The organism is Cellulomonas sp. P1_C4, assembly GCF_056406355.1.
This window is the reverse complement of the sequence record NZ_JBFUAI010000015.1, coordinates 50177-72770: the sequence shown is the minus strand read 5'-3', so window position 1 is coordinate 72770 and position 22594 is coordinate 50177. Positions and strand designations below refer to the sequence as shown.

The following is a 22594-nucleotide window of genomic DNA, read 5'->3' as shown; positions in this document are numbered from 1 at the left end:
GTTCATCGGTTGCTCATCAGTACTGCTGGCCGAGCTCGCGCGAGCGGTCGCGCGCGGCCTGCGCGGCGGCGACGAACCCGGCGCGGACCCCGTGCGCGTCGAGCACCTGAACGGCGGCGACCGTGGTGCCGCCCGGCGACGACACCCGTTCCCGCAGGATCACGGGGTGGTCACCGGACTGGGCGGCGAGCGCCGCAGAGCCCTCGACGGTGGCCACGGCCAGCTTGGTCGCCAGGTCCCGGCTCAGTCCGAGCAGCACGCCCGCCTCGGCCATCGCGTCGATCAGGTAGAACGCGTACGCCGGCCCCGACCCGGAGATCGCGGTTACCGCGTCGAGGTCCTTTTCCGCCACGCGGACCACGAGGCCGGTGGCGGCGAGCATCTTCTCGACGAGCACGAGGTGGCCCTCGCTCGCGTGCGTGCCGGGGGCGATGGCGCTCGCGCCCTTGCCGACGACGGCCGGCGTGTTCGGCATGATGCGGACGACGGGCTGGCCGGGGTTGAGTCGCTTCTCGTAGCTCGAGATCGGCAGCCCGGCGGCCACGCTCACGACGAGCTCACCGCCGCGCAGGGCCTGCTTGACCTCGTCGAGCACCGACGCGACGACGTTCGGCTTGACCGCGAGGAGCACGACGTCGGCGCGGGCGGCGGCGTCGGCGTTCGACGCGCCGGTGCGCACGCCGTAGCGGCCGGCGAGCTCGTCGGCCCGCGGCACGTACCGCTCGGTGACCTCGACCTGCTCGGGCGCCCATCCCGCGGTCAGCAACGCGCTGAGCAGGGTCTCGCCCATCACCCCGCCGCCCAGCACCGCGACCTGCGGCCTGCCGTCGGTGGCCTCGTCGGTCATCGTCGTCCCTCCGTCCGTGCCGCCGAAGGGCGACGCCGCGAGCCTACCGACGCGGCCGCGGCGCCGACGACGGACGGGGCCGAGGGCACCCGTTCACGCGTCTGCGCTCAGCCGCCGTTGGTGGCACCGCCCCCCGAGAAGCCCGCCGGGGGTCCGCCCTGGCCGCCGCCGTCGAACCCGAACTGCGGCGGGCCGCCCTGGTCGCTCGAGTCGCCGCCCAGGCCGGACAGGCCCTGGTTGGTGGTCGACGTGCTGGACACGATGGCCTCGTCGTTGTCCGCGAGGACCACCCGGTCGCCGGCGGCGAGGCCGTCGGTGATCTCGGTCCGCTCCGCGCCGACCGCGCCGCGGGTGACGGTGACGTCGGTCGGGCTGCCGTCCTGCAGGACCTGGACAGTGGCCGTCGCGCCGTCGACGTGGACCGCCGACGTCGGGACCGTGAGCACCTGGTCGGCGCCCGCGACCGAGAGGTGGACCTGCGCCGAGGCCCCGTCGTAGAGCGTCGCGTCCGTCGGGTCGAGGGCCAGCTCGACGCTGTAGGCCGGGTCCGCCGTGGTCGACGTGTCGAGGATCCCGATGCTGCTGACCGTGCCGGTGAGCTTGGCGTCCGTGCTCGGCGTGGTCACCTGGGCGCTCTGGCCGACCGTGACGATGTCGATCTTGGTCAGCGGGACGCTCGTGGTGACCGTGTAGCCGTCGGGGCCGAGGACCGTGACCACCGCGGTGGTCGACGACGCGGTGACCGAGTCGCCCACGGCGAGCGAGACCGCCGCGACCGTGCCCGCGATCGGGCTGGTCAGCGTGGAGAACGGGAGCCGGCTCTGCGCCAGCGCGACGTTCGCCTCGTGCAGGTCGATCGCGGCCTGGTCGGCCAGGATCGTCGCCGCCGACGCCACGGTCGTGGTCGAGCCGCCGGACGGCGAGCTGGCGGTGGACGGGGTGCTGGTCGACGGGGTGCTCGTCGACGGGGTGCTCGTCGACGGGGTGCTGGTCGACGATGCGGACGTTGACGACGGCGTGGTCGACGACTGCGTCGGGGTCGAGGTCGTCGGGCTGGTCGACGGCTGCGCGGCGGTCGACGAGCTCGCGCCCGACGAGGCGATCGCCGTCTGCAGCGCCGCCACGGCGTCGTCGAGGGCCGTGGCCAGCGTCATGAGCTCCTGCTGCTCCGCGTCGGTGGCCGTCTGCGCGTCGAGAGCGCCGGAGAGCGCGGCCTGGCAGTCGGCGAGCGCCTGGTCGACGGCCGAGGTGTCCGGGGCGGGGGCGTCGTCGGTGGACGTGCCGTCCGTCGTCGCCTCCGCGGTCGAGGACGGATCGGGCGTCGGCGTGGCGTCGCCGGAGCCGTCGTCGGACCCGTCCGCGCCGCCGTCGCCGGTGACGTCCGTCCCGACGACCGCGAGGAACGCCGCGCACGACGCCTGCGACGCCGTGACGCTCGCACCGCTGGTCGCCAGCGCGCCGGCCGTCACCTGGTACTGGTCGAGCAGCGCCTGCTGCGCCTTCTGCACGTCGGCCATCGCCGCGGCGACCGCCGGGTCCGTGGAGTCGCCGCCGCCACGGGTGTCGCCGCCCGTGCTCGGGTTCTCGGTCGACGCCGTCGGTGTCGACGACGGCGTCGCGGAGGACGACGGTGTCGACGACGACGTCGACGACGAGGACGCGGAGCTCGACGAGCTGGAGGAGGACGAGCTCGAGGACGACGCCGTCTGCGAGTCCAGGTCGTCGCTCAGCTGCTGCTGCGCGTCGGCCAGGTCCGCCTGCGCCTTGTCGACGGCCTCCTGCAGCGCGTCGGTGTCGAGCGTCGCGAGCACGTCACCGGCCGCAACGACCTGCCCGACGGACACGGTCACCGTGGCGACCGTGCCGTCGACCGAGAACGCGGCGTCGCGGCGGCTGGCCGACGCGATGGTCCCGACGGAGTCCACGATCTGCTCGACGTTCGCCTTCTCGGCGGTCACGGTGCGGTAGCGGCCGTCGTCGGGACCGCCGAGGGCCAGGGCGACGCCGCCGCCCGCGGCCACGAGGACCACGGCGCCGGCCGCGGTGAGGGCGACGACGCGGCGACGACGGGCTCGCCGCCGGAGCGCGACGGACGGGCGCGCTGCGCGGTCAGGCATCGGTGCCGCCCTGCTGGTCCGTGCTCGTGTCGGAGCCACCCTGTCCGCCCGGGAAACCGCGGCCCGCGAACCCGGTGCTGCACTCGCCGTCGGTCGGCGCGGAGACGGTGATGCTGGTCGCGGTCACCTTGCCGCTGTCGTCGGCCTGGCCGCGCGCGCTGGCGCACTGCCCGACGACTATCGCGGTGGCGTCGGCCGGCACGGCCTTCGTGTAGGTCGTGGCGTCGGTGACCGCGACGGTCCGGGAGGTCGTGGCGTCGTCCTGGCCGGTGACCTCGACGGTCAGGGTGCCGCCGTCGACCGCGGTGACCTTGCCGCCGGCGATGCCGTTGAAGCCCCGCATGCCGCCGGGTGCGCCGGACGGGGCCCCGGACGGTCGGTCACCGGCAGGCATGCTGGGCAGGTCGGTCGGGGCGCCGTCGGGACGGTCGCCACCGCCGCCGAAGCCGCCCCCGCCACCGAAGCCACCGGCGCACGTGCCGTCGTCGGCGGCCGTGGTCAGCTGGATGGTCGTGGCGGCGAGCGGGGCCGTCGCGTCCGTGGAGTCGTCCGTGGTGGCCGTCGACACCGCGACCACGCACGAGCCGACGGTGACGTCGGACAGCGCGCCCGCGACGGACGCCGTGAACGTCGTGTCGTCGGTCCAGCTCACCGCGGTCTGCGCGTCCGTGGAGCGGACCTGCATGACCGTGCCGGTGACGGACGCGATCTCGCCGGAGGTACCGCCGCCGGGGCCGGAGCGCTGCGGGTCGTCCTGCTGGGCGCCGGCGGTCGAGTCGCCGCTGGGGGCAGCGGCCGCAGCCGCCGGCGTGTCGGAGCCGCCGGAGCAGCCGGCGAGCACGAGGACGGTGGCCGCAGCGAGCGCCGGGAGCACCACGAGGGCGCGGTGTCGCGTGGGACGAGACATGGGAAGACTCCTTGCTGAGAGGGGTTTTACTCCGCGCGCAGCGCGTCGATGGGGGCCAGGCGCGCGGCGCGCGTGGCGGGGTAGACGCCGAACACCAGGCCGATGCCCATCGCGATCACGACCGAGCCCGCGACCGCGGCGCCGGACACGACGACCGACGAGCCGAGCAGTCCGGGCAGGACCTGGGCGGCGATGATCCCGAGCGCCGCGCCGAGCACGCCACCGGCCAGTCCGAGCACCGTGGCCTCGACCAGGAACTGCCGGCGGATGGCCCACGGCGGGGCACCGAGCGCCTTGCGCAGCCCGATCTCGCGCGTCCGCTCCGTGACGGAGACGAGCATGATGTTCATGACCCCGATGCCCCCGACCAGCAGGGACAGAGCCGCGATACCGGTGAGCAGGACGGTCAGCGTCTTGTAGACAGCGGTCGCCGTCGAGACGAGGGCGTCCTGGCTGTTGATGGTGAAGTCGGCCCCGTCGGCGTCGGTGATGCCGTGCAGGTTGAGCAGCAGCGCCTCGGCCTCCTGGTACGCGGCGTTGAGCTGGTCGGTCGCGGCCGCCTGCACATAGATCGTCGACACCGCGTTGCGGTCCTGCCCGCCGACGAGCGTGTCCGCCGCCGTCGACATCGGGATGACCGCGACGTCGTCGAGGTCGCTGTCGCCGCTGGCGCCCTGGGCCGCCAGCACGCCGACGATCCGCAGGTCGGTGTCGCCGATGCTGACCGTCTGGCCGACCACCCGCGTGGAGCCGAACAGCTCCTCGGCGGTCTCCGGTCCGAGCACGACCACGTCCGCGCGGGACGCCTCGTCGTCGGCCGTGAAGAACGCCCCGGTGGCGAGCGTGCGGCCGCGGACGTCGGGCCAGTCCGCGCTGGTGCCGGTGACGCTGGTGGTCCAGTTGGTGTCGTTCGCCTCGAGCGAGGTGGACGTCGTCTTCTCGGCGGCGACCTTGCCGATGTCGGGCGCGTTGACCGACGAGTCGAGCGCCGCGGCGTCGGCCGTCGTCAGTGTCGTCCGCGAACCGAAGCCACCGCGGACGCCTGACGTGCTGGTGCTGCTGCCCGGCTTGACGATGAGCAGGTTGCTGCCCAGCTGGCTGATCTGCTCGCTGACGTCCTTCTGCGTGCCGAGTCCGAGCCCGACGGTGAGGATGACCGCGGCGATGCCGATGAGGATGCCCAGCACGGTGAGGATCGACCGCATCGCGTGCGAGGTCACCGCCGACCATCCGGTGCGCAGGGTCTCGGTCCAGGTCATGCGGCACCCCCGACGATGAGCCCGTCGTGGACGCGGACCACCCGCTGCGCGCGCTCGGCGACATCGGCCTCGTGCGTGATGAGGACGATCGTGCGGCCCTGCCCGTGCAGCTCGTCGAAGAGCTGCAGGACATCGCTGGTGGACGTCGAGTCGAGGTTGCCCGTGGGCTCGTCGGCCAGGAGCAGGGCTGGTTCGCCGACGAGGGCGCGCGCGACCGCGACGCGCTGCTGCTGCCCGCCGGACAGCTCGCCCGGGCGGTTGTCCAGCCGGTCGCCCAGCCCGACGCGCTCGAGCGCGGTCGCGGCCCGTTCCCTGCGGGACGCCGCCGGCACCCGCCCGTAGACCAGCGGGAGCTCGACGTTCCGCCAGGCCGAGAGCGACGGCAGCAGGTTGAACTGCTGGAACACGAAGCCGATCTGACGGTTCCGGATGTCCGCGAGGTCGATCTCGTCGAGCTCCCCCACGTCCTCGCCGGCCAGGCGGTAGGTGCCGCTGGAGAGCGTGTCCAGGCAGCCGAGGATGTTCATGAGCGTCGACTTGCCCGACCCCGACGGCCCCATGACCGCCACGTACTCGCCCTGCTCGATCCGCAGGTCGATGCCGCGCAGCGCCTCGAACTCGATGGTGCCCGAGGTGTAGGTCTTGCGGACGCCGACGAGGTCGATGACCGGCTCGGTGCCGCTCGACTCGGGCGCCGCCTCGAAGTACGGCAACGTCAGCTCAGCCATTCGTCTGGCCGCCCTGCTGGACCTGCGGTCCGCCCGGGAACGCGCCGTCGGGGAACTGCCCGCCCTGCTGCTGGTTCTGGTTCTGCCGACCCGTGCCGCCCTGGCCCGGGGTGAAGGTGGCCAGCACGACCTCGTCGCCCTCGGCCAGGCCGTCGGTGATCTCGGTGAGGTTGCCCGACGTCTCCCCCGTGGTGACGGTGACCTCGGCGGTCTTCCCGTCCGCGTCCACCTGCTTGACGGTCGCGGTGCCGTCGGTCGCGGTGGTGACCGCGAGGCTCGGCACGGTGAGCACGTCGGTGCGGCGCTCGTAGACCAGCTCGACGTCCGCGGAGACGCCGTCGTGCAGGCCCTCCTGGTCGCCGGTGACCGCGACGGTCACGGGGTAGGCCGCGACGCCGGAGTCGCTCGTGGACAACAGGCCGATCTCGCTGATGGTGCCGAACACCGGGTCGGTCGCACCGTCGAGCGTGACCTCGGCCTGGTCGCCCACCGCGATGAGCGCGACGTCCGCGTCGCTCACCGTGACGTCGACCTCCCACGCGTCGGTGCCGACGATGGTGAACTGCGCGGTGGTCGTGTCGCTGCCGCCGCCGGTGCTCGGACCGCTGCTGCTACCCCCGCTGACGGCATCGCCGACCTCGAGGTTGACGGCGGTGAGCAGGCCGGCGACGGGCGCGGTCAACGTCGCGCCGTCCATCGCGGTCTGCGCGGTGTCGACCCCGGACTGGGCCACGTCGACCTGCGCCTGGGCGGCCGCGATCTGCGCGGTGCCCGCCGCGTCCGACAGCTTGGCCTGCGCGCTGGCCAGGGTGGCCTTGGCCTGGAGCAGGTCGGCGTTGAGCTGCAGGGTGTCCACCGTCGCGAGCGTCTGCCCGGCCGTCACGGTCTGCCCGACGGCCACCGGCACCGCGGTGACGGTGCCGCTCACGTCGAAGCTCACGTCCTGCTGCACCGACGGGGTCAGCGTGCCGCTGCCGCTGACCGACTTCTGCATCGTCGTCACGCTCGCCGCGACGGTGCGCGTCACGGGCGCGGCCGACGCCGCCGACGCGTCCCTGATCCCGAACCACCAGATTCCCGCGGCGACGAGGCCGACGAGGACCGCGGCTGAGACCGTCCTCGTCAGCGGCGTTGTCCGCCTCCACACGTGCTGCATGTTCTCCCTCACGTCGACCCGGTCGTCTGACCTGGGCCGAACGTAGGGACGCGCGCTGGGTCGGCCTTAGCACCGGCCTGTGGCCGACCTGTGAGTAGCGCACCCGCGTGCTCGAGCTCCGCTGATCTCGCTTCCAACGTCCGAGCAGATGTGGGTCCTGACATGCATCTGCTCGGACGTTGCGCATTCACCGCCCCGTTGCGTCCGAGGAACGGTGGGGCCTGGCCTCCATCTGCTCGGACGTTGCTGGGGTGCTAGTCCGCGGGGAGCAGGAGACCGTCGCGGACCAGGCCGCGGGCCGACGGGAGGACGTCGGCCCCGACGGCGTCGGCGCCGACCTCGAGCAGGGCGCCGAGGGCGTTGACGATCTGGCCGACGGTCAGCTCGCCGTCGCAGACTCCGACGAACCCCGCGAGCGCGGTGCCGGCCTGGACCGCGCGGCCGAAGCCGCCGCCCTGGCGCAGCAGCACGACCTGGGGGTCCGGGTCACCGGGCGTGAGGTACCGCTCCTCGGTGACGTCAGGGGCCACGACGAGGCGCTGACCAGTGAGGTCGTCGTCGGACATCGAGAGCCAGTCGTGAGCGGCCAGCGACGCCGCGATCGCGGGGCCGAGCGGCTGCCGGACGGTGCCGGTGACCTCCTCGAGCCGCCGCAGCGAGGGCTCACCGACAGGTTTGCGGAGGGTCACGACGCCGAACCCGATCCCCTCGACGTCCCGCGACGCGAAGTCGTCGAGCCACGCGCCATAGCGCGCCGCCCAGGCCGCCCGGTCCCGGTCGGGAGTCGTGCCGCCGTCGCGGATCCACGTCTCGGCGTACTGCGCGGGGTCCTGCAGCTCGCGCTGGACCACCCAGCCATCCAGCCCGCTGGCGTCGAGCCACGAGCCCACCCGCTCGTGCCACTCCTCGCCGCGGCGCACCTCCCAGTTGCCCAGCAGCTGCGCGACGCCGCCCGGCGCCAGCACCGCCCCGACGCCTTCGACCAGCTCCTGCACGATCGCGTCCCCGGAACGGCCGCCGTCGCGGTACTCGTACGACGGCATGCCCGGCGTGCGCGGCGTGATGACGAACGGCGGGTTGCTGACCACGAGGTCGAACCGCTCCTGCGCGACCGGCTCCAGCATCGACCCCTCGCGCAGCTCGAGGCGGAACCCGTCCAGGCCGGCGAGCTCCGCGTTGAACCGCGCGAACCCGAGCGCCCGCCGGGAGATGTCGGTGCCGACCACCCGCCGCGAGTGCCGCGAGGCGTGCAGCGCCTGGATCCCGCAGCCGGTGCCCAGGTCGAGCACGAGGTCCCGCTCGTCGCGGACCGTGACCTGCGCCAACGTGGTGGACGCCCCGCCGACGCCGAGCACGTGGTCGGTCCGCAGCGCGGTCCCGGTGGCCAGCTCGCCCAGGTCGGACGCGATCCACCAGTCGACCTCCCCGCCGCCGTCGACCGCGGTGTAGGGGCGCAGGTCTACCCGCGCGCGGACCTCGTCGCCGTCGACCTCGACCAGGCCCAGCCGCGCGGCGCCGGCCACGGTGAGCGTCGGCAGTGCTCGCTCGAGCGTCGCGCGCGGGGTCGTCTCCCCCAGCAGGAACGTGCGGATCAGTCCCGCGACGACGTCGTCGGCAGCCGCGGCGGTCGCGCGCAGCGCCGGCACGGGCTCCTCGCGGTGGAGGGCGTCCGCKGCGACCGCCCCGAGCACCTCCTCGACGCCGACGACGCCGTACCCGCTCGTCGTCAGGTCGTCGCGGAGCGCCGCGACGAGCGCCGCATCGGGCTGGGGCGCGCCGGGCGCGGAGTCATGAGCCACGCAGCCATCATCCCCGCCCTGGCCCCACCACCAACGGCAACGTCCGCACGTTCGGCCGTCGGGACGCTCGAATGTGCGGACGTCCGGCACAGGATCCGGCAACGTCCGCGCATTCGGCCGTCGGGACGCTCGAAAGTGCGGACGTCCGGCACAGGGCCCGGCAACGTCCGCACATTCGGTTGTCGGGACGCTCGAATGTGCGGACGCTGCGGCTACGTCAGGGGGCCAGGTCGACGACGAGGGGGCGGTGGTCGCTGCCGACCAGGACCTCCGGGCCCTCCAGGACCCGCGGTGCCGAGAAGGTGAGGTCCGGCGTGACCAGGATCGCGTCGATGCGCTGGTGCGGCTCGACCGCGGGGAACGTGGGGCCGCCGGCAGGGGCGGTGTCGACGAGCACGCCGGTGAGCCGGGCCCACGCCGGTCCGTCGGGGAGCTCGTTGAGGTCGCCCAGGACGACTGTTCGGTCGGTCGGGACGTGGTCCCGGAGCACGTCGGACAGGTGCTCGGCGCGCTCGTCGCGGACGAGCGAGAGGTGCACGACGACGAACCGGATGCCGTCGACGGTCGCCACCGAGACGCCGCGCCGGGTGGTCCCGGGCCGCCAGGACAGTCGCAGCGCACGGGCGTCGGACACGTGCCGCCCCGGCGCGACCAGCAGGGYGGTCGTCCGCGCGCCGCGGCCGTTGACGACCGCGCGCAGGCCGGCGGCACGCCCGAACCGGGCCAGCCGCCACCGTCCGAGCACCCCGCGAGGCGGCTCCTGCACGGCGAGCACGTCGGGCGTCGCGGCACGCACCACCGCGACGGCGTCGGGCCGGGACAGGTGCAGACCCTTGATGTTGTAGGTCATGACCCGGAGGCGGGGGCCATCGGGGCTCGTGGTCACCGGCGCTCCTCGTTCGACTTCACTCGCGGCCCAGCAGCCAGCGGACCTCGCGGCGGAACAGGTCGACGCGGGACGGTGAGTCGTAGGACCGGACGTCGTGCCCCAGCGCGTCGTAGACCACCCGAGCGGGGCCAGGCGCGACCCAGACGACCGGGTGCGCGGCACCCTCGTGGTCGGCGACGACGAGCACGTGCACGTCCGGCGAGACGGCGAGCGAGAGGTACCGCTCGTCGGCGGCCTCGACGAAGCTCAGCCCGGAGGTGACGGGGTGTCCTGCGTCGACCACCCGGAACGAGGCGTGCCCGTGCGGCGGGTGCCACGACGTCCCCTCGACCCACCGACCACCCAGCACGGAACCCCAGGTGGGCGAGTCGAGGAACGTGTTCGTCGCCTGGTGCAGCCCGAGCACGGGGACCCCGCCGGCCACGAGCGCGTCGAGCCGCGCGTGGAACGGCGCCCAGTCCTCGTCGGAACCGTCGAACTCCACGTCGGGCCGCCCGCGACCCGCGGCCACGACGACCAGGTCGGGGTCGACGTCGTCGAGCGCGGACGGCATCGTGCCGCGGATCGTGGTGTCGATCCCCTCGTCGGCGAGCAACGACGCCACGCGGTGCGAGACCGCCGCGGCGTCGTGCCACGGGTCCTCGTACCGGCCATGGCCGGCGAGCACGAGCGCGTGGGGCATCAGTCCTCCTCGGGGTCAGCTCGACCACACCACAGACAGCGGCGGCACGCACGCCACGATCCGCGAGTCGACCGCTCCGCCGCCAGGACAGACGACGATGCCCCCGGCCGGAGCCGGGGGCATCGTCGGTGAGCGTCAGCCTGCGAGCGCCTTCTCGGCCTCGCGCGTCAGGTCGTCCTGGTCGGCTCGCGCCGCACGAAACCGAGACATGACGACGGCGCCGCCCGCGATGAGCGCGGCGACGACGGCGATGGTGACTCGGACCGTGGTGTTGGCGTCGGTCCCCACCGAGACGGCCACGACGGCCGGCGCGATGAGCAACGACACCAGGTTCATCACCTTGATCAGCGGGTTGATGGCCGGTCCGGCGGTGTCCTTGAACGGGTCGCCCACGGTGTCGCCGATGACCGCCGCCGCGTGGGCGTCGGACCCCTTGCCACCGAAGTTGCCGTCCTCGACGATCTTCTTCGCGTTGTCCCAGGCGCCGCCCGAGTTGGCCAGGAAGACCGCCATGAGCACGCCGGTCGCGATGGCCCCGCCGAGGAACCCGGCGAGCGGGCCCACGCCGAGGCCGAACCCGACGGCGATGGGTGCGAACGCCGCGAGCAGCCCAGGCGTCGCCAGCTCCCGCAGGGAGTCACGGGTGCAGATGTCGACGACCTTGCCGTACTCCGGCCGCTCCTCGTACGTCATGATCCCGGGGTGCTCGCGGAACTGGCGACGCACCTCGAACACGATGGCGCCCGCGGCACGGGTCACGGCGTCGATGGCCAGGCCCGAGAACAGGAACACCGTCGCGCCGCCGAGGATCACCCCGACCAGGGTGACCGGGCTGATGATGCTGTAGTTCAGCATCGAGGCGGTGATGTCGCCCGTCACGTCGCCCGCAGTGGCCAGGGCCCGGGCGACCGCCTCCGCGTACGACCCGAACAGCGCGGTCGCCGCGAGGACGGCCGTCGCGATCGCGATGCCCTTGGTGACGGCCTTGGTGGTGTTGCCGACGGCGTCCAGGTCCGTGAGGATCTGCGCGCCCTCCGGCGTCACGTCGCCCGACATCTCGGCGATGCCCTGCGCGTTGTCGCTCACCGGCCCGAAGGTGTCCATGGCGACGATGACGCCGACCGTGGTGAGCAGGCCGCAGCCCGCCAGCGCGATGAGGAACAGAGACAGCGCCACCGAGCCGCCGGCCAGCAGGAACACGCCGCAGATCGCCGCGGCGATGATGCCCGCGGTGTAGACGGCGGACTCGAAGCCGACCCCGATGCCCGACAGGACCACCGTGGCAGCGCCGGTGAGGGTGGTGCGCGCGACGTGCAGCGTCGGCTTGCTCGTCGTCCCCGTGAAGTACCCGGTGACCCAGAGGATGATCCCGGCCAGGACGACGCCGATAGCCACGGCCACGGAAGCGATGAGGCGCGGGTCGCCGGCGTGCGTCTCCAGGCCGGCGGTGCCGCCCGTGAAGTCCGCGAACGTCGACGGCAGGTAGATGAACGCCGCGATCGCCGACAGGCCGACGCCCACCAGAGCCGAGATGTAGAAGCCGCGGTTGATGGCCGCGAGGCCGCTCTCCGCGCCGCGCACCCGCGTGATGAACACGCCGAGCACCGCGACGAGCGCGCCCATCGCCGTGACGATCAGCGGGAAGACGAGACCCTGCTCGCCGAACGCGGCCTTGCCCAGGATGAGCGCCGCGACGAGCGTCACCGCGTAGGACTCGAACAGGTCGGCGGCCATGCCGGCGCAGTCACCCACGTTGTCGCCGACGTTGTCCGCGATCGTGGCGGCGTTGCGCGGGTCGTCCTCCGGGATGCCCTGCTCGACCTTGCCGACGAGGTCGGCGCCCACGTCGGCGGCCTTGGTGAAGATGCCGCCGCCCACGCGCATGAACATGGCGAGCAGCGCCGCACCGAAACCGAAGCCCTCGAGCACCGCCGGCGCCTCGGCCTTGTAGATAAGAACCACGGACGCGGCGCCGAGCAGGCCGAGGCCCACGACGCTCATGCCCACGAACCCGCCGGTCCGGAATGCGATGCGCGCGCCCTCTGCACGCCCACCCTCCTGCGACGCGGCGGCCGCCACCCGGACGTTGGCCCGCGTGGCCAACCACATGCCGAGGTACCCGATCGCCGCGGAGAACCCGGCGCCGATCAGGAAGAAGATCGACCGGCCGACCTTGACGCCGCTGTCGCCCGGCAGCAGGAACAGCAGGGCGCAGACGACGACCGCGAAGAGGGCCAGGGTGCGGAACTGGCGGCTCAGGTACGCCGCTGCCCCTTCCTGGACCGCGCGCGCGATCTCGCGCATGGACTCGGTCCCTTCACCGGCCGCGAGCACCTGGCGGCGCAGGACGACAGCGATGAGCAGGGACGCGACCGCAACGGCCGCGATGACACTGACGATCGTGATGCTCGTTGACCCGAGCTCGACCATGCATCCTCCTCGGACATCAGCGAGGCCCCCTGACCACGCTTGCCCCGCAGCCCCGTTGCTGCGCGACCCGGTGAGTCTAGCCAGCAGATGTGACGTAGATCGCACCACGACGCGTCGATCATGTTGCCCGACGGTTGCGATCTGACCGGCGTCTCGGTGAGTGACGAGACAACTGGGAACGGGCGACCTGGGAGAGCGAGTCGGGGCGCGTGTCCCTCGGGTCGTCAGCCGGCAACCAGACCGCTGGCGAATGTCACCCGTCTGCTCGCGGACGGCCAGGGTGGGCGTCAGGCGCTGAGCGCAGCCTCGACCGTCTCGTGGACCGTGAACACCTGCAGCAGCGCGGTGATGCGGAAGACCTTGAGCAGCTTCTCGGAGTCGATGACCAGCTGCAGCTGACCGCCGGCGATCCGGACCTTCTTCAGGGTGCCGACGAGCACGCCGAGGCCGGTCGAGTCCATGAACGTGACGGAGCGCAGGTCGATGACGAGGTCCGTGCGGTCGCGGTCGAGGAGCTCCGCGAGCTGGTCGCGCAGGGCGTCGGCGGACGACACGTCGATCTCGCCCTCGACGTCGACGACCGTCCGAGGACCGACGTCCCGGCTGGTCACACGCACATCCACCACGGTCGGCTCCCCTCTGGGCCATTCATAACAGAGTGGGGGCCCACGACGAAGACGGGTTACCCCGGCAACCGCTGTGAGTTCTCCAGGGCTGCTCGGTACTCGTCCGTGGTCCCGTCCGGCCGGACCTCCTGCAGGACGTGGTCCCGGACGCCCAGGTCGGCCAGGACCGACCCCAGCGCCGCGACGTCGCCGGCGCCGAGCACGGTCGGGTCGACGGTCGTGCGGACCTGCACCGCGACTCCCGCGTCCAGCACGAGCCGGAGCGAGGCGAACGCCGCGTCGGCGCTCGTCGTCGGCCCCCCGACCCGGGTGATCGCGCGATAGAGCCCTGCGGGTGCCTTGATGTCGAGCCCCACCCAGTCGACGTGCGGGAGCACCGCGGCCAGCCGGCGCGGGTAGGCGCCCGCCGTGTGCAGCCCGACGCCGAACCCCGCCGCGCGGACGTCGCGCGCGGCGTCGACCAGCCCGGCCTGCCTCGTCGGCTCCCCGCCCGAGAAGACCAGGCCGTCGAGCAGCCCGACCCGCCGCCCCAGGAGGTCGAGGACGTCGGCCCACGGCACGGTGCCCGGCACGCGCGGGTCGAGGATCGCCGCGTTGTGGCAGTACGTGCACCGCCATGGGCAGCCCTGCAGGAAGACCGTCGCGACGAGGCGGCCCGGCCAGTCGCACGACGACAGCGGCACCAGGCCGGCGATCGCCAGGTCGCTCATACCAGCGCGGCCGCGCGCTCCCGGAAGGGCACCCGCTCGATGTGCTCGCCCTGCTTACCCACGTTGAACGAGCTCACCGGCCGGTGGTACCCCATCACCCGCGTCCACACCTCGCACGCCTCGGCGCACGTCGGGCAGGTCGGGTGCTCGCCGGCGAGGTAGCCGTGGCTCGGGCAGATCGAGAACGTCGGCGTGACGGTGAGGTACGGCAACCGGAAGCTCGACAGCGCGCGGCGGACCAGCGTCCGGCACGCGTCGGGGCTGGACAGGCGCTCGGCCATGTACAGGTGCAGGACCGTGCCGCCGGTGTACTTGGTCTGCAGCTCGTCCTGGCGGATCAGCGCGTCGAACGGGTCGTCGGTGTACCCGACCGGGAGCTGCGAGGAGTTCGTGTAGTACGGGTGGTCCGGCGTGCCGGCCTGCAGGATGTCGGGGAACCTGCGCAGGTCCTCCTTGGCGAACCGGTACGTCGCGCCCTCGGCCGGCGTGGCCTCCAGGTTGTACAGGTGGCCCGTCGCCTCCTGCAGCTCGACCATGCGGGCGCGCACGTGGTCGAGGACGCGGACGACGAGGGCGTGGCCGCGGTGGTCGACGAGCCCGTAGCGGTCGCCCGTGAGGTTGCGGACCATCTCGTGCAGGCCGTTGACGCCGATGGTCGAGAAGTGGTTCTCGAGCGTGCCGAGGTAGCGCCGGGTGTACGGGAACAGCCCGTCGTCGATGAGCCGCTGGATGAGCGTGCGCTTGAGCTCCAGCGACGCGCACGCCAGGTCGATCAGGCGGTCCATCTCCGTGAGCAGCGTCTGCTCGTCGTCGTAGAGGTACCCGAGGCGGGCGCAGTTGATGGTCACGACGCCGATGGAGCCCGTCTGCTCCGACGACCCGAACAGCCCGTTACCGCGCTTGAGCAGCTCGCGCAGGTCCAGCTGCAGGCGGCAGCACATCGAGCGCACGTCGCCGGGGTTGAGCTCGGAGTTGAGGAAGTTCTGGAAGTACGGCAGACCGTACTTGGCGGTCATCGCGAACAGGCGGTCGGCGTTCTCGGAGTGCCAGTCGAAGTCCTTGGTGACGTTGTACGTCGGGATCGGGAACGTGAAGACCCGGCCCGAGGCGTCGCCGTCGGTCATGACCTCGATGTACGCCCGGTTGATGAGGTCCATCTCGCGCTGCAGCTCGCCGTAGGTGAACTCGCACGGTTCGCCGGCGACGAGCGGCACCTCGTCGCGCAGGTCGTCGGGGCACGTCCAGTCGAACGTGAGGTTGGTGAACGGCGTCTGGGTGCCCCACCGGGACGGCACGTTGAGGTTGTAGACGAGCTCCTGGACGCCCTGCAGCACCTGCGCGTAGGTCAGGCCGTCGAGCCGCACGTACGGCGCCATGTAGGTGTCGAACGAGCTGAACGCCTGCGCGCCGGCCCACTCGTTCTGCATCGTCCCCAGGAAGTTCACGATCTGCCCGATCGCCGAGCTGAAGTGCCGCGGCGGCCGGGCGTCGACCTTGCCGGGCACGCCGTTGAGGCCCTCGGCGAGCAGCGTCCGCAGCGACCAGCCGGCGCAGTACCCGGAGAGCATGTCGAGGTCGTGGATGTGCAGGTCGCCGTCGCGGTGCGCGCGGCCGATCTCGGGCGGGTAGACGTGGCTGAGCCAGTAGTTGGCGACGACCTTGCCGCTGGTCTGCAGGATCAGACCGCCCAGCGAGTAGCCCTGGTTGGCGTTGGCGGCCACGCGCCAGTCGCTGCGGTCGAGGTACTCGTCGATCGACGACCCCACCTCGACGACCACTCGCTCGGACATGTCTGGCACTCCTCGTCGTCGGGGACCGGGTGCGCCAGTTCTATGCCGGGGTTCGTCCGCGGCGGGGGGACCTACGTCCTGTTCCCGCTCGACATCCGCGGCGTGTCGCTGGAGGTCACCCCCGCACGAACCGCACCGGGTCGCCGGGGCGCAGCTGCCCCAGCAGCCCGAGCGCGTGCCGGCGCACCACCGCGGCGACCGGGTAGCCGCCGGTCACCGGGTGGTCGACGGAAAAGACGACGGGCTGCCCGTCCGGCGGCACCTGCACGGCCCCGACGACGAGGCCCTCCGAGGGGAGCTCGCGGCCTGCTCTCTCGGGCGTGCGCGGGATCGCCGGACCCGACAGGCGCACGGCCACCCGGTTGGTCGCCGGTGCCACGTGGTACTCCTCCCGCACCAGCCGCGAAACGGCGTCGTCGAACCAGTCCGCGTGCGGTCCGGGCACCACGGGCAGCTCGAACCGGTCCGGCCAGGCATGGACGGGCGCGACGTCGACCAGCGGCCAGCGGTCGGGCGCCGGACCGATCGGCAGGACGTCACCCGCCGCGAGCGGGTCGGGCCCCAGGCCGGCCAGCTGGTCCGTGCTCCGCGAGCCGAGCACGGCCGGCACGTCGACTCCACCGCGCACCGCCACGTACGTCCGCACGCCGACCGCAACGGTCCCGAGCCTCAGCTCCGCGCCCGCCGGCACCTCGAGCACGGCCTCGTGTCCCACTGGTCTGTCGTCGAGCCACGCCGAACCGCGCGCGCCCGTGAGCGCCACCGTCAGGTCGCCGCGAGCGCGCAGGCGCAGACCGCCGAGCAGGACCTCGAGGCCGGCGGCGCCCTCGTCGTTGGCGACGAGCCGGTTGGCCAGGCGAAGCGCACCGGCGTCGGCCGCCCCCGAACGCCCCACGCCGATGTGCGCCCACCCCGGTCGCCCGAGGTCCTGGACGAGCGTGAGGAGGCCGGGTTCGACGACCTCGAACGCGCCCGTCATCGGGCCACGAACCGCACGCGCGTGCCGGGCTGCAGCAGCGCCGGCGGCTCGCGGTCGACGTCGAACAGCGCGGCGTCACATCGGCCCAGCAGCCGCCAGCCGCCCGGGGTCGCCGCGGGGTAGACGGCGCTGAACTCATCGGCGATCGCCACCGAGCCCGCCGGCACGCGCTCGCGGGGTCGGTCGAGCCGCGGCACACGCAGCGCCGGGTCCAATCCGGTGAGGTACGCGAAGCCGGGCATGAATCCGCCGAACGCGACGGTGTAGTGCGCCGCAGTGTGCCGATCGATGACGTCGCCCTCGCTGAGCCCGGTCAGCCGAGCGACGTCGGCGAGGTCCGGGCCGTCGTAGTCGACGTCCAGGACGATCTCCGGTCCGCCGTCGGCCCGCGCGCCCTCGGTCCGCGCCGCCCACCAGCGCGCCACGGGGAGGTCGCCGGCCTCGGCTCCGTCGCGCACCCGCAGCAGAAGCGTGCGCGCGGCGGGCACCTGGTCGACGATCGTCGCCGCGTCCGGGTCCGATCCGCGCGCCGCCCGGACCGCATCGTCGAGCGCGCGGACCGCGGCCAGGCTGGGCAGCTCGACCAGCACGGCGTCGTCCCCATACGGCAGCACCCGCGGCTCGCGCGCGTCGGTCATGCGTCGATCCTCCCCGACCTCGGGGACCGCGACCCCTGCCTCACACCGCCGCCACGAACGGAGCGACGTCTACTCCGGCCCCGGCGAGCGCGGCACGCACGGAGACCGCGAGCGCCGCGGCACCCGGGGTGTCGGAGTGCACGCACACCGACTCGGCGGGCACCCGCACGTCGGTGCCATCCACCGCGCGCACCATGCCCTCGACCGCGATCCGCACGACCCTCGACGCCACCTCGTCGGCGCCCGTCACGAGCGCCCCCGGCTCGGAGCGCGGCACGAGCGTGCCGTCGGGCCGATACCCGCGGTCGGCGAACGCCTCCCTGATCGCCCGCAGCCCCTTCGCCGCCGCTGCGTCGAGCACGGCAGAGCCGGGCAGCCCGACCACCGGCAGGTGCTCGATCGCGTCGATCACCGCCTGCGCCTGCCCATCGTCGTGGACGACCGCGTTGTAGAGCGCGCCGTGCGGCTTCACGTAGGCCACCCGCGTCCCCTCGCGGCGCGCGATCTCCTGCAGCGTCGCGATCTGGTGCGCCACCTGGTCCCGGAGCACGTCCGCGGGCACGTCGAGGAACCGTCTGCCGAAGTGCTCCCGGTCGAGGTAGGACACGTGGGCGCCGATCGCCACACCGCGCTCCGCGGCGGCCCGGCAGACCGCCGCCATGATCCGCGCGTCGCCCGCGTGGAACCCGCAGGCGACGTTGGCGCTGCTCACCACGTCGAGCAGCTGCGCGTCGAGGCCGTCGACGCCCGGCACCCACGCGTCGAGCTCCTCGCCGAGGTCGCAGTTGAGATCGATGCGCTGGCCCATCCCCCGATCCTGCCGCTCCGGGCCGCCCGTGGCTGCAGGGATCGAGATGGCGAGCTCGGCGTGCCGCACCACGACTGACACCTCCGTGTCTCACGCGGCCGCTCGCCCGGGGCGGTCCTCTCCCTATGCGCCCTCTCTCGCTACCGCTGTGCATCCACTTCTCGCCTCGCGTCCCGCTCTCGCTGTGCGTCCAGCTCTCGCTGTGCGTCCAGCTCTCGCCTTGCGTACCGCTCTCGCTGTGCGTCCAGCTCTCGCTGTGCGTACCGCTCTCGCTGTGCATACCGCTCTTGCGTGCGTACCGCCCGCGCCGCCATCCCCGCTCGCGCCGGACAGCCGCGTCCGTGCCCGGTGCGAGGATGGCGGCGTGGTGGGAACCGGTGAGCTGCTCGACGTGCTGCTCGCCGCCGGACGACGGACCGACAGGGCGACCCACATCCGGCACATCCCGGCCCGTCCGGGCACGCAGGCGGACTGGCCGGCCTGGGCGGACCCCGACCTGGTGCACGGGTACCGCGCACTCGGCGTCGACCGGCCGTGGTTTCACCAGGTCGAGGCCGCCGACGCCGCCTGGTCCGGCCGGCACACCGTCCTGGCCACCGCGACCGGCTCCGGCAAGTCGCTCGCGTTCTGGCTGCCCGCACTGTCGACCACCCGCGCCGCGGCGGCGGGCGCGCTCCTCGATCCAGGCCGCATCGAGAACGTCAGCCGCCGGGCCACCACGCTCTACCTCTGCCCGACGAAGGCGCTCGCCGCGGACCAGCTCGCCGCCCTGGACCGGCTCCTCGTCGCCGGCCACACGCGCGACGTGCGGGTGGCGACCTGTGACGGCGACACGTCGCTCGAGGAGCGCCGCTGGGTGCAGGAGTACGCCGACGTCGTGCTCACCAACCCCGACTTCCTGCACTTCGCCCTGCTCCCGCAGCACCGGCGCTGGGCCCGGCTCCTCGGCTCGCTCCGGTACGTCGTGGTCGACGAGTGCCACGCGTTCCGGGGCGTCTTCGGCGCGCACGTCGGGCTCGTCCTGCGGCGCCTGCGGCGACTCGCCGCGTCCTACGGCGCGACACCCACCTTCGTCATGGCCTCCGCGACGACCTCCGACCCCGCCGCGAGCGCCGCGCGACTGATCGGCGTCGACCCGTCGGACGTCACGGCGGTCACCGCCGACGCCTCCCCCGCCGGCCGCAAGACGTTCGTCCTCTGGCAGCCGCCCGAGCTGCCCGGCACGGACGCGCCATGGTCGTCCCTCCTCCCTGCCGACGACCCCTGGGCCACGCCGCTCGCCCTGCCGGCGCACGTGACCCGTGGGCTGGACGACCTGAGCCTGCCTGGTCCCGACGATGTCTGGGGGGCTCCCCTCGCCGGCACCGACCCGTCCGGCGCCGACGGTTCCGCCGCGGTTCGGGCGTCGGCGGGCACGGACGCGGACCACCCGCGGCCGGACGCGGCGCCAGCAGGGGGCGCCTCGGCGGCCGACGACCCCGTCGTGCTGGCCGATCTGCTCGCCGAGGTCTTTCCCACGACCGAGGGTTCCGGCCCTCTCGGCACCGGCGAGCGCGTCGTCGCCGAACCCGCCGACCGTCCCCGCCGGACCGCGACCGCCGAGATCGCCGACCTCCTGGCCGACCTCACCGCCGCCGGCGCCCGCAGCCTCGCGTTCACGCGGTCGCGCCGCGGTGCCGAGTCGGTCGCGGCCACCACGCGCGCGCACCTGGAGGAGATCGACCCGACCCTGGCGCGGTCCGTGTCGGCGTACCGCGGCGGGTACCTCCCCGAGGAGCGCCGCGCGCTCGAGGCCGCAATCAGGTCCGGCTCCTTGCGTGCGCTCGCGACGACGAACGCCCTCGAGCTCGGCGTCGACATCTCGGGCCTCGACGCCGTGCTCATCGCGGGATGGCCGGGCACCCGGGTGTCGCTCTGGCAGCAGGCCGGTCGGGCCGGGCGCGCCGGTACCGACGGGCTCGTGGTCCTCGTCGCCCGCGAGGACCCGCTCGACACCTTCCTGATCCACCACGCCGAGGCGATCTTCGACACCCCGGTCGAGGCGACGGTCTTCGACACCACCAACCCGTACGTGCTGGCGCCGCACCTGTGCGCGGCTGCGGCCGAGCAGCCGTTGCGTGCCGACGAGCTCGACCTGTTCGGTCCCCGCACCGGCGAGCTGCTGGGCGAGCTGGTCGAGCGGGGCACCCTGCGGCGGCGACCCTCCGGCTGGTACTGGACGCACAACGAGCCGGCCAGCCGACTCACGAACCTGCGCGGATCCGGAGGCGATCCCGTGCGCGTGGTCGAGTCCGTCACCGGTCGGCTGCTCGGCACGGTCGACGCCGGGTCGGCGGACTCGACCGTCCACGACGGTGCCGTCTACGTGCACCAGGGCGCCACCTTCGTCGTCGACGAGCTGCGCCTCGAGGACGGCGTCGCCCTGGTCACGCGCCGCGACGTCGACTACGGCACGTGGGCGCGCTGGGTCACGACGACCGAGATCCAGTCCGTCGATGCCGAGGTCCCGTGGGGTCCGGTGACCTGGGGGTTCGGCTCGGTCGACGTGACGACGAAGGTCCTCGGCTACCAACGCAAACGCATCCTCGACCTGCAGGTGCTGGGCAGCGAGGAGCTCGACCTGCCCGCTCGCACCCTGCGCACGACGGCCGTCTGGTGGACCGCCCCGGCCGAGGTGCTGCTGGCGGCCGGCGTCACCGTCGAGACCGCACCGGGCGCCCTGCACGCCGCGGAGCACGCGTCCATCGGCCTTCTCCCCCTGCTGGCGACGTGCGACCGCTGGGACCTCGGCGGCCTGTCCACCGCGCTGCACGTCGACACCGAGCAGGCCACCGTGTTCGTGCACGACGCCTACCCGGGCGGCGCCGGCTTCGCGGAGCGCGGGTTCACGCTCGGGGCCACGTGGCTGCGGGCCACCCGCGACGCGATCGCCGCCTGCCGCTGCTTTTCCGGCTGCCCCGCGTGCGTCCAGTCGCCCAAGTGCGGCAACGCCAACAACCCGCTGGAGAAGGCCGCGGCGATCCGCCTCCTGGACGCCGTCCTGGCTCACGCGCCTCGTCCGTGACCCCGGCAGCCTGCTATCGCCGCCTAGACCGTGATCGCTGACCCGGTTCGAGCCTGTCCGGGCCGCCGGGTGTCCTCGGCTCGAAGCGTCCCGAGCCGACGAAGGCCCCGCGCGCGCGGCGGCCGTGGCCTCTCCGGCCGCGGCGTGCACGACGACCCGCACGCGCAGCACTCCGGCTCCCTCGTCCACGCACTCGGTGACCCGCCCGCCGTTGCGACGGACGACCTCGCCGGCCGCGGCACATGGGTCCGCGCCGGTCCCGGCGAGAATCTCGGCGGCTCCGGCGAGCGCGCCGAGGTCGGCTGCCGTCTGCGCCCGTCCGCGCGCGAGCTGAGCCGACGCGAGCAGCCCGAGCAGCGCCGCGACGACCCCGGACACCGCCACCAGCGCGAGCAGGAGCACCGTGCCCGAGCCGCGGTCGGACGTCCCGCCACCGGTCACGGTTCGACCCGAGCGACGGCCGACGCGTGGGCTCGCAGGGGCGACCCCTGCCACGAGCCGACGGCATCCGAGACGTCCACCGTGACCCATCCACCCGCGCGGCTCACGGCGACCGTGGCCCCTTCTCCGCCGACCCGGCGGGCCGTCGCGGTCACGGTCCCGTCCGGCTCCCCCAGTGCCGCGGCCCGCGCGCCGGCGCGCGCGGCATCGGTGCACCTGGTCTGCGCCACCGCCGCCGAGGCGATCGTGAGCAGCGCGACGAGGAACAGCGCGACTGCCGGCAGCCCGACCGCCAGCTCGGCGGTGACGCTCCCGCGGTCCCTCCGCCGCGCGGCACTCACAGCGACAGCGCCTGCCGGATGATCCCCGACAGCAGCCCCTTCACCTCGTTCCCCTTGAGGATCACCACGAGCAGCCCCGCGAAGCCCACCGCGGCCAGGGTCGCGATCGCGTACTCGGCGGTCGCCATCCCGGCCTCGGCCAGCTCCCCGCGGAGGTGCCGACCGCGGGCGTGCCAGGCGGCCACGAACTGCGGCAGGACCGCCCGACCTCGCGATCGGCAGCGCGCAGTGCCGCGATCCGCCGCCACCACACCGCCCTCGTGTGCGGGCTCGTTCAAGTCCTGCAGGTCGCACACACGCGCACCGGTCGTCTCGATCGTCATGACCTCTCCTCTCGCCCTGCGCCGTGAAGGTCCGGCGTCACACCAGCGTCGGCCGCCCGA

Annotated in this window: 19 protein-coding genes and 1 pseudogene; 1 reads left to right on the top strand and 19 read right to left on the bottom strand. The window is 73.6% G+C overall.

Annotation, left to right across the window (positions count from 1 at the left end):
* Positions 1–16: 16 nt before the first annotated feature.
* From proC to AC1DYZ_RS13375, 16 genes are all read right to left on the bottom strand, one after another.
* Positions 17–847: a pyrroline-5-carboxylate reductase gene (gene proC / locus AC1DYZ_RS13450; RefSeq protein ID WP_477065692.1), complete on the bottom strand. Its 831-nt coding sequence runs from the start codon at positions 845–847 to the stop codon at positions 17–19.
* A 107-nt stretch (positions 848–954) separates the two neighbouring features.
* Positions 955–2964: an efflux RND transporter periplasmic adaptor subunit gene (locus tag AC1DYZ_RS13445; protein WP_477065691.1), complete on the bottom strand. Its 2010-nt coding sequence runs from the start codon at positions 2962–2964 to the stop codon at positions 955–957.
* A complete protein-coding gene (locus tag AC1DYZ_RS13440) occupies positions 2957–3871 on the bottom strand; it encodes a hypothetical protein (protein WP_477065690.1) in 915 nt (304 codons plus the stop codon). The genes AC1DYZ_RS13445 and AC1DYZ_RS13440 overlap by 8 nt, the downstream gene beginning before the upstream one ends.
* A 26-nt stretch (positions 3872–3897) precedes the next feature.
* Positions 3898–5130: an ABC transporter permease gene (locus tag AC1DYZ_RS13435; RefSeq protein ID WP_477065689.1), complete on the bottom strand. Its 1233-nt coding sequence runs from the start codon at positions 5128–5130 to the stop codon at positions 3898–3900.
* On the bottom strand, positions 5127–5858 hold the full coding sequence (locus tag AC1DYZ_RS13430) for an ABC transporter ATP-binding protein (protein ID WP_477065688.1): 732 nt from the start codon (positions 5856–5858) through the stop codon (positions 5127–5129). Before AC1DYZ_RS13430 ends, AC1DYZ_RS13435 begins: the two co-directional genes overlap by 4 nt.
* Complete coding sequence (locus AC1DYZ_RS13425; RefSeq protein ID WP_477065748.1) at positions 5851–7014, bottom strand: efflux RND transporter periplasmic adaptor subunit; 1164 nt, start codon at positions 7012–7014, stop codon at positions 5851–5853. The genes AC1DYZ_RS13430 and AC1DYZ_RS13425 overlap by 8 nt, the downstream gene beginning before the upstream one ends.
* A gap of 254 nt (positions 7015–7268) precedes the next feature.
* Positions 7269–8813: a DUF7059 domain-containing protein gene (locus AC1DYZ_RS13420; protein ID WP_477065687.1), complete on the bottom strand. Its 1545-nt coding sequence runs from the start codon at positions 8811–8813 to the stop codon at positions 7269–7271.
* Between the two features lie 217 nt (positions 8814–9030).
* A complete protein-coding gene (locus AC1DYZ_RS13415) occupies positions 9031–9699 on the bottom strand; it encodes an endonuclease/exonuclease/phosphatase family protein (protein ID WP_477065686.1) in 669 nt (222 codons plus the stop codon).
* A 19-nt stretch (positions 9700–9718) separates the two neighbouring features.
* Positions 9719–10384, bottom strand: coding sequence for a ThuA domain-containing protein (locus AC1DYZ_RS13410; protein WP_477065685.1), 666 nt, complete (start codon positions 10382–10384; stop codon positions 9719–9721).
* Between the two features lie 135 nt (positions 10385–10519).
* Entirely contained in the window at positions 10520–12814 is a 2295-nt protein-coding gene (locus AC1DYZ_RS13405; RefSeq protein WP_477065684.1) for a sodium-translocating pyrophosphatase, read from the bottom strand.
* A gap of 287 nt (positions 12815–13101) precedes the next feature.
* Positions 13102–13440: an STAS domain-containing protein gene (locus AC1DYZ_RS13400; protein ID WP_477065683.1), complete on the bottom strand. Its 339-nt coding sequence runs from the start codon at positions 13438–13440 to the stop codon at positions 13102–13104.
* Positions 13441–13496: 56 nt separating this feature from the next.
* Positions 13497–14150, bottom strand: coding sequence for an anaerobic ribonucleoside-triphosphate reductase activating protein (locus AC1DYZ_RS13395; protein ID WP_477065682.1), 654 nt, complete (start codon positions 14148–14150; stop codon positions 13497–13499).
* Positions 14147–15940 (bottom strand): ribonucleoside triphosphate reductase, encoded by a 1794-nt coding sequence (locus tag AC1DYZ_RS13390; RefSeq protein ID WP_477065681.1) that lies wholly within the window; start codon positions 15938–15940, stop codon positions 14147–14149. The genes AC1DYZ_RS13395 and AC1DYZ_RS13390 overlap by 4 nt, the downstream gene beginning before the upstream one ends.
* A 115-nt stretch (positions 15941–16055) precedes the next feature.
* Entirely contained in the window at positions 16056–16919 is an 864-nt protein-coding gene (locus AC1DYZ_RS13385; protein WP_477065680.1) for a 5-oxoprolinase subunit C family protein, read from the bottom strand.
* The gene (locus AC1DYZ_RS13380) at positions 16916–17557 is read right to left on the bottom strand and encodes a 5-oxoprolinase subunit B family protein (RefSeq protein ID WP_477065679.1); all 642 of its coding nucleotides are present in this window, start codon (positions 17555–17557) and stop codon (positions 16916–16918) included. The genes AC1DYZ_RS13385 and AC1DYZ_RS13380 overlap by 4 nt, the downstream gene beginning before the upstream one ends.
* A 40-nt stretch (positions 17558–17597) precedes the next feature.
* Positions 17598–18365, bottom strand: coding sequence for a LamB/YcsF family protein (locus tag AC1DYZ_RS13375; protein ID WP_477065747.1), 768 nt, complete (start codon positions 18363–18365; stop codon positions 17598–17600).
* A gap of 364 nt (positions 18366–18729) precedes the next feature.
* On the opposite strand from AC1DYZ_RS13375, the gene AC1DYZ_RS13370 reads away from it, so the two are divergent.
* Positions 18730–21429 (top strand): DEAD/DEAH box helicase, encoded by a 2700-nt coding sequence (locus AC1DYZ_RS13370; RefSeq protein ID WP_477065678.1) that lies wholly within the window; start codon positions 18730–18732, stop codon positions 21427–21429.
* 114 nt (positions 21430–21543) lie between these two features.
* Here the strand turns inward: AC1DYZ_RS13370 and AC1DYZ_RS13365 are convergent.
* The 3 genes and pseudogenes from AC1DYZ_RS13365 to AC1DYZ_RS13355 form a co-directional block, all read right to left on the bottom strand.
* A pseudogene (locus AC1DYZ_RS13365) lies at positions 21544–21960 on the bottom strand (Rv3654c family TadE-like protein); the annotation flags it as partial.
* Positions 21867–22211 (bottom strand): TadE family type IV pilus minor pilin, encoded by a 345-nt coding sequence (locus AC1DYZ_RS13360; protein WP_477065677.1) that lies wholly within the window; start codon positions 22209–22211, stop codon positions 21867–21869. The gene AC1DYZ_RS13360 and the pseudogene AC1DYZ_RS13365, both read right to left, overlap by 94 nt.
* Entirely contained in the window at positions 22208–22534 is a 327-nt protein-coding gene (locus tag AC1DYZ_RS13355; protein WP_477065676.1) for a DUF4244 domain-containing protein, read from the bottom strand. The genes AC1DYZ_RS13360 and AC1DYZ_RS13355 overlap by 4 nt, the downstream gene beginning before the upstream one ends.
* Positions 22535–22594 lie beyond the last annotated feature (60 nt).

What these genes read in the sequence shown, in the direction of transcription:
- proC (WP_477065692.1), bottom strand. Translation starts at nt 847, where the DNA reads ATGACCGACGAGGCCACCGACGGCAGGCCGCAGGTCGCGGTGCTGGGC.
- AC1DYZ_RS13445 (WP_477065691.1), bottom strand. Translation starts at nt 2,964, where the DNA reads ATGCCTGACCGCGCAGCGCGCCCGTCCGTCGCGCTCCGGCGGCGAGCC.
- AC1DYZ_RS13440 (WP_477065690.1), bottom strand. Translation starts at nt 3,871, where the DNA reads ATGTCTCGTCCCACGCGACACCGCGCCCTCGTGGTGCTCCCGGCGCTC.
- AC1DYZ_RS13435 (WP_477065689.1), bottom strand. Translation starts at nt 5,130, where the DNA reads ATGACCTGGACCGAGACCCTGCGCACCGGATGGTCGGCGGTGACCTCG.
- AC1DYZ_RS13430 (WP_477065688.1), bottom strand. Translation starts at nt 5,858, where the DNA reads ATGGCTGAGCTGACGTTGCCGTACTTCGAGGCGGCGCCCGAGTCGAGC.
- AC1DYZ_RS13425 (WP_477065748.1), bottom strand. Translation starts at nt 7,014, where the DNA reads ATGCAGCACGTGTGGAGGCGGACAACGCCGCTGACGAGGACGGTCTCA.
- AC1DYZ_RS13410 (WP_477065685.1), bottom strand. Translation starts at nt 10,384, where the DNA reads ATGCCCCACGCGCTCGTGCTCGCCGGCCATGGCCGGTACGAGGACCCG.
- AC1DYZ_RS13405 (WP_477065684.1), bottom strand. Translation starts at nt 12,814, where the DNA reads ATGGTCGAGCTCGGGTCAACGAGCATCACGATCGTCAGTGTCATCGCG.
- AC1DYZ_RS13395 (WP_477065682.1), bottom strand. Translation starts at nt 14,150, where the DNA reads ATGAGCGACCTGGCGATCGCCGGCCTGGTGCCGCTGTCGTCGTGCGAC.
- AC1DYZ_RS13390 (WP_477065681.1), bottom strand. Translation starts at nt 15,940, where the DNA reads ATGTCCGAGCGAGTGGTCGTCGAGGTGGGGTCGTCGATCGACGAGTAC.
- AC1DYZ_RS13385 (WP_477065680.1), bottom strand. Translation starts at nt 16,919, where the DNA reads ATGACGGGCGCGTTCGAGGTCGTCGAACCCGGCCTCCTCACGCTCGTC.
- AC1DYZ_RS13380 (WP_477065679.1), bottom strand. Translation starts at nt 17,557, where the DNA reads ATGACCGACGCGCGCGAGCCGCGGGTGCTGCCGTATGGGGACGACGCC.
- AC1DYZ_RS13375 (WP_477065747.1), bottom strand. Translation starts at nt 18,365, where the DNA reads ATGGGCCAGCGCATCGATCTCAACTGCGACCTCGGCGAGGAGCTCGAC.
- AC1DYZ_RS13355 (WP_477065676.1), bottom strand. Translation starts at nt 22,534, where the DNA reads ATGACGATCGAGACGACCGGTGCGCGTGTGTGCGACCTGCAGGACTTG.